This is a genomic window from Streptomyces phytophilus, assembly GCF_013870535.1.
GTDB classification, from domain to species: Bacteria; Actinomycetota; Actinomycetes; order Streptomycetales; family Streptomycetaceae; genus Streptomyces; species Streptomyces phytophilus.
In genome coordinates this window covers 1-2,138 of sequence record NZ_JACBXC010001063.1, presented here as the reverse complement: position 1 = coordinate 2,138, position 2,138 = coordinate 1, and the positions used below count along the sequence as shown (strand labels likewise).

Here is a 2,138-nt window from a genome sequence, read left to right as displayed (position 1 = left end):
CGGTCCGCGCGCGACGGGGAGTTCGTGCCCGTCGGGGGCGCCGGGTTCGCGGTGCCGGCGGCGCTGCCGGCCGACTGGGATCCGGGCGTACGGATGCGTTGACGTCCCGCCGGGGCGCGGGCACACTCCGGAACCATGGCTGAGAAAGCGCTTTCTAGACGTGGTTTGCTCGCCGCGGGCGGCGCGGGTCTCGCGCTGCCCGCCCTGGGCCCGGTGGCGTACGCCGGGGGCCGCGGCCCCGTCCGGGCCGACCTCGTGGTCTACGGCGGCACCTCGGCCGGCGTGATCGCCGCCGTGCAGATGCGCCGGATGGGCGGCACCGCCGTGGTGCTGGAGCCCACCCGGCACATCGGCGGCCTCACCACCAGCGGTCTCGGCGCCACCGACACCGGCAACACCTCCGCCATCGGCGGGCTGGCCCTGGAGTTCTACCGCCGCGTGTACGCCAAGTACCACGGCACCCCCGTCACCGACGACTCCCCGGCCCGCTACACCTTCGAGCCGCACGTCGCCTCCGAGGTCTTCGCCGACCTGCTCGCCGAGCACGACGTGCCCGTCGTCACGGACGCCCGGCTGCGCTCCGTCGACCGCAGCGGCGGCCGCATCCGCGTCCTGGTCACCGACGACGGCCGGGCGTACGCGGGCGGGGTGTTCATGGACGCGACGTACGAGGGCGACCTGATGGCCCGCGCCGGCGTCGGCTTCACCGCGGGACGCGAGGGCAACGCCGCGTACGACGAGACGCTCAACGGCGTCCAGCACCGCGACAAGCACCAGTTCGTCCACCCCGTCGACCCCTACGTCACCCCCGGCAGCCCCGCCAGCGGCCTGCTGCCCGGCGTCTCGGCCGACCCCCTCGCGCCGAACGGCACCGCCGACGAGGCGATCCAGGCGTACTGCTTCCGCATGTGCCTGACCCAGGCCGGCGACCGCATCCCCTTCCCGAAGCCGTCCGGCTACGACCCGATGCGCTACGAACTCCTCCTGCGCTACGTCCAGGCCGGCTGGCGCGGCCCGTTCTACACCACCCACCAGATGGGCGGCGGCAAGACCGACTCCAACAACAACGGCGCCTTCTCCACCGACAACATCGGCCTCAACTTCGGCTACCCCACCGGCACCCACGCCGAACGCGCCCGCATCCACGCCGAACACGCCGACTACCAGCAGGGCCTGATGTGGTTCCTCGCCAACGACCCGCGGCTGCCGGAGTCCGTACGTGCCCAGACCGCCGCCTGGGGCCTGCCGCGCGACGAGTTCACCGACCACGGCGGCTGGCCGCCGCTGCTGTACATCCGCGAGGCGCGGCGCATGGTCTCCGACTACGTCATGACCGAGCACGACTGCCGCGGCACCGTGCGCGCCGCGGACTCCGTCGGGCTCGCCTCGTACACGATGGACTCGCACAACTGCCGCCGCCTGGTCGTGGACGGCGTCGCGCGCAACGAGGGCGACGTGCAGGTCGGGGTGCCGGCCCCGTACGGGATCAGCTACCGCTCGCTGACGCCGAAGCGCTCGCAGTGCACCAACCTGCTGGTGCCCGTCGCGCTGTCGGCCACGCACATCGCGTACGGGTCGATCCGCATGGAGCCGGTCTTCATGATCCTCGGGCAGTCGGCCGCGACCGCCGCGCGGATGGCGCTCGACCGCGGCGCGGCGGTGCAGCAGGTCCCCGTCGCCGCGCTGCAGGCGCGGCTGCGCGCGGACGGGCAGTTCCTGCAGTGGCCGCCGACCGAGCCCGGCGAGATCGTCGTCGACAACGTCTCCGCCACCGGCGTCACCTCCGCCGGCACCTGGCTGAGCAGCACGTCGACCGCCGGCTACTACGGCCCGGACTACGTCCACGACGACAACACCGGCAAGGGCAGCGCCTGGCTGCGCTTCCGGCCGGAGCTGCCGGAGGCCGGCGCCTGGGACGTCGCCCTGTGGTGGACCTCGTACAGCAACCGGGCCACGAACGTGCCGGTGGACGTCGAACACGCCGGCGGCACGACGACGTACACCGTCGACCAGCGCTCGGGCGGCGGGAAGTGGGTGGTGCTGGGGCGGCACACGTTCGCCGCGGGGACGGCGGCGGGCGTGCGGGTACGCAACGACGCCACCGACGGCTACGTGGTCGCGGACGCGGTGCGCTTCAC

The 2,138-nt window shown here is 73.6% G+C and carries 1 protein-coding gene; it reads left to right on the top strand.

Annotation, left to right across the window (positions count from 1 at the left end; all coding sequences use genetic code 11):
- Nucleotides 1–135: 135 nt before the first annotated feature.
- Nucleotides 136–2,138: FAD-dependent oxidoreductase (locus H5J30_RS29040; RefSeq protein WP_258563583.1), on the top strand; the 2,003-nt coding region annotated here is incomplete at its 3' end.